The 3,793-nt window shown below is 74.5% G+C and carries 4 protein-coding genes; 2 read left to right on the forward strand and 2 right to left on the reverse strand.

Annotated elements, in window-relative coordinates:
• Nucleotides 1-165: 165 nt before the first annotated feature.
• Entirely contained in the window at nt 166-933 is a 768-nt protein-coding gene (locus tag ACYVE9_RS18725; RefSeq protein WP_461029035.1) for an ABC transporter ATP-binding protein, read from the reverse strand.
• Entirely contained in the window at nt 933-2,036 is a 1,104-nt protein-coding gene (locus ACYVE9_RS18730) for a FecCD family ABC transporter permease (protein WP_461029036.1), read from the reverse strand. The genes ACYVE9_RS18725 and ACYVE9_RS18730 overlap by 1 nt, the downstream gene beginning before the upstream one ends.
• A gap of 334 nt (nt 2,037-2,370) precedes the next feature.
• On the opposite strand from ACYVE9_RS18730, the gene ACYVE9_RS18735 reads away from it, so the two are divergent.
• Together ACYVE9_RS18735 and proC are read left to right on the forward strand one after the other, a co-directional pair.
• On the forward strand, nt 2,371-2,877 hold the full coding sequence (locus tag ACYVE9_RS18735; protein ID WP_461029037.1) for a hypothetical protein: 507 nt from the start codon (nt 2,371-2,373) through the stop codon (nt 2,875-2,877).
• Between the two features lie 89 nt (nt 2,878-2,966).
• On the forward strand, nt 2,967-3,776 hold the full coding sequence (gene proC, locus ACYVE9_RS18740) for a pyrroline-5-carboxylate reductase (protein WP_461029038.1): 810 nt from the start codon (nt 2,967-2,969) through the stop codon (nt 3,774-3,776).
• Nucleotides 3,777-3,793 lie beyond the last annotated feature (17 nt).

Raw genomic sequence — 3,793 nt, forward strand, 5'->3', positions numbered from 1 at the left:
CGTCGCGCCGGACACGCGCCCGTGGGACGCGCGGGTGGCTGCGCGCCCAGCCGGGCGGCGCGGGAGGAGGGTCGTCGCAGTGCGGAGAGGGAGAGGCATGTGGTCAGCGGTCCTTCACTCGTCGGGGCGGGCACTCGTCAGGGGCGTTCCGGGCGGCGGCACCGGTCAGGGCAGGCGGTCGAAGAGCAGTTGCACGGCACCGGACTCCGGGTGGCGGACCCGGTGGGCGCGGACGCCGAACACGTCGGCGAGCAGTTCGGTGGTCAGCACGTCGTGCGGCGAGCCGGAGGCGACGATGGCGCCCTCGCGGATGACGTACAGCTCGTCGCAGTGCAGGGCGGCGAGGTTCAGGTCGTGCAGCGCGGTGAGGACCGTGAGCCCGCTCTCCCTGACCAGCGCCAGCACCTCCAACTGCTGGGCGATGTCCAGGTGGTTGGTGGGCTCGTCCAGCACCAGCACCGCGGCCTGCTGGGCGAGCGCGCGGGCGATCAGCACCCGCTGCTTCTCGCCGCCGGACAGGCTGGTGAAGCCGCGGCCGGCCAGATGGTCGGCGCCGACCCTGCGCAGCGCGTCCGCGCAGTGCGCCCGGTCGGCGTCCGTGGTCCGGGCCGACGCCCGCTGGTGCGGGACGCGCCCCATCGCGACGACCTCCTCGACCAGGAAGTCGAAGTCGGTGGCCGACTCCTGGGGCAGCGCGGCCAGCCGGCGGGCGCTCTCCCGCGGCGTCATGCCGCGCACGTCGGCACCGTCGAGGCGGACGGTGCCCGCGGTGGGCCGGCCGGCCCGGTAGACGCAGCGCAGGAGGCTGGACTTGCCGCTGCCGTTCGGGCCGACGAGTCCGACGATCCGGCCGGACCCGGCCCGCAACGTCACCTCCCGCACCAGCCGGGCCCCGGCGATCTCCACGGTCAGCGCGTCCACGTCCACCTGCATCAGGCACCTCCGAAGGCGTAGCCGCGGCGCCGCATCAGCAGCAGGAAGCAGGGCACGCCGATGATCGCGGTCAGCACGCCGACCGGCAGTTCCACCGGCGGCATGACGGTCCGGGAGAGCACGTCCACCCACACCAGCAGCACCGCGCCGGCCAGCGGCGCCACGACCAGGACCCGGCGGTGGTCGGCTCCCACGACCATGCGCACCGCGTGCGGGACCATCAGGCCGACGAAGCCGATCGCGCCGCTGACGGCGACGACGGTCCCGGTGACGGCCGCGGCGAGCACGAACAGCTCCCGGCGGAAGCGCCCGGCGTCGATGCCCAGGGCCGCCGCCGTCTCGTCACCCATGGCGAGCGCGTTCAACCGGCGGGCGGACAGCAGCAGATGGGCCGTTCCGCCGAGCACCGCGACGGCGGCGATGGGCACCGAGGCCCACGTCGCGCCGCTGAGGCTGCCGAGCAGCCACATCATCGCCGACCTGGCCGCCTCGCCGCGTTCGGCCATGAACACCATCAACGTGGTCACCGCGGAGAACCCGTAGTACATCGCGGTACCGGTCAGGACCAGCCGCAGCGGGGTGAGCCCGTGCGCGGTGTTGGCGACCGCGTACACCAGCGTCATGGCGACCAGGGCGGAGCCGAACGCGGCACCGGAGACGGCCCACACGCCGAGGGAGCCGAGCGCGCCGAAGATCAGGACGGCGTTGGCACCCACCGCCGCACCGGAGGAGATGCCGAGCACGAACGGGTCGGCCAGCGCGTTGCGGACCATGGCCTGCACGGCCACCCCCACGATCGACAGTCCGGCACCGACGACGGCGGCCAGCAGCGCCCGGGGGAAGCGGATCTCCCACACGATGGTGTAGGCCGCCACCTGCTCGGGCGTGATGGTGCCGCCGGTCAGGCCGGCGCGCAGATACGTCAGGGCGTCGCCCCAGCCCAGGCCGGAGGCGCCCAGGGTGACCGCGGCGGGCAGCGAGGCCAGCAGCACGACGGTGAGCACCGCGACGAGCGGGACGAGCGGCAGTCGGCGGGCGGGGGCGCGCTGCGGCTGCCGACCGGTGGGCCGGGAGTCGGTGACGTGCTTGACCGGTGTGGCCACGGGCGGTTCGCCTTCGCCTCGGGCCGTGCACGGGCAGGAGCCGCCCGGCCGTCCCGCGGTGCTGCCACCGCGCACGTGTGCCGTGCCGCGTCCCCTCGCAGTCCACGGCGAGTTGTCAGGAGCTGTGCCGCCGCGGGCGATCGGGCTCGCAGGGCCTGGGCCCTGCCTACCGTTGCGGGTCAGCGCCGGACTTTCACCGGACTTCCCCCGCGGGACGTGAGGCAGCGTATCGCCCGGCGGGGCCCGCCGGGGCGCGAAGGTGTCAGCCGTCACCGCGGCGCTCCCACCGGAGCCCCTCGCCGGTGCTGCCGGCGGGCGCGCGATAATCGACGCCATGGACGACGTCACCGCACCGCCGAAGCGCGCACCCGAGCCGGAACCGATCCGGTTCTACGGCACCAGCTGGGTGGACCGGACGCGCGGATACGTGCTGCGTCGCATCGGTCTGACCACGGCCGCCTTCGCGGCGGCGGCGGCCGGCGCGCTGCTGCTGCGCCTGTCGTACCAGGGGCTGGCCATCGCCGACGTCGGCCGGCTGGTCGACGTGGCCGTGGTGGTGGCCTTCGCGGTGTGCAACTCCATCGCCTTCACCCGTACCTGGACGGGCTTCGTCCGGCGTCCGGACGTGCCGCGGGACACCGACGACAAGTCCCAGCACAGCATCCGGCTCATCGGCTTCATCGGTGTGCTGCTCGCCTACGGCATCCGCAGCCTGATCGAGGCCCCCGGCGAGAGACTGCACCGCACCGAGTACGAGCAGGCCGTGCAGCGGCACGAGCGCCGCCGCTCGACCCGTACCGGCAACCCGGCCGCCCGCCGCAAGTCCAAGCGCCGCGGCTGACCCCCGCCCGCGTCGGCGGTGTGCGGAGGCCGCGTACCAGGACGCGGACACCCGCCCGCCGCCCTCCCCGGCCCTGCCAGACTGGGCACATGACGCAGAAAGTCGCCGTGCTCGGCACCGGAAAGATCGGCGAGGCGCTGCTCAGCGGGATGATCCGCGGCGGCTGGTCCCGGGAGGACCTGCTGGTCACCGCCCGCCGGCCGGAACGCGCCGAGGAACTGCGCGTCCGGCACGGTGTGCGGGCGGTCGGCAACGCGGAGGCGGCCGAGTCCGCCGACACCCTCATCCTCACCGTGAAGCCCCAGGACATGGGCGCCCTGCTCGACGAGCTCGCCCCGCACACCCCCGCGGACCGGCTGGTCATCAGCGGTGCCGCGGGCGTACCGACCACGTTCTTCGAGGAACGCCTCGCCCCGGGCACCCCCGTCGTCCGGGTCATGACCAACACCCCCGCCCTGGTGGACGAGGCCATGTCGGTGATCTCCGCCGGCACCCACGCGGGTGAGGCCGACCTCGCGCACGCCGTGGAGATCTTCAGCGGGGTCGGCAAGACGCTGCTGGTCCCGGAGTCCCAGCAGGACGCGGCCACCGCGCTCTCCGGTTCGGGCCCGGCCTACTTCTACTTCCTCGTCGAGGCCATGACCGACGCCGGCATCCTGCTCGGCCTGCCCCGGGACAAGGCCCACGACCTCATCGTGCAGGCCGCCTACGGCGCCGCGGTGATGCTCCGGGACAGCGGCGAGCACCCGGTGAAGCTCCGGGAGAACGTCACCTCACCGGCCGGCACCACCATCAACGCGATCCGCGAACTGGAGAACCACGGCGTGCGGGCCGCGCTGATCGCCGCCCGGGAGGCCGCGCGCGACCGCAGCCGCGCTCTCGCCTCCGGCCAGGGCTGACGCCCCCGCCCCGGGCC

It is taken from the genome of Streptomyces sparsus, assembly GCF_054776295.1.

What these genes read in the sequence shown, in the direction of transcription:
- ACYVE9_RS18725 (WP_461029035.1), bottom strand. Translation starts at nt 933, where the DNA reads ATGCAGGTGGACGTGGACGCGCTGACCGTGGAGATCGCCGGGGCCCGG.
- ACYVE9_RS18735 (WP_461029037.1), top strand. Translation starts at nt 2,371, where the DNA reads ATGGACGACGTCACCGCACCGCCGAAGCGCGCACCCGAGCCGGAACCG.
- proC (WP_461029038.1), top strand. Translation starts at nt 2,967, where the DNA reads ATGACGCAGAAAGTCGCCGTGCTCGGCACCGGAAAGATCGGCGAGGCG.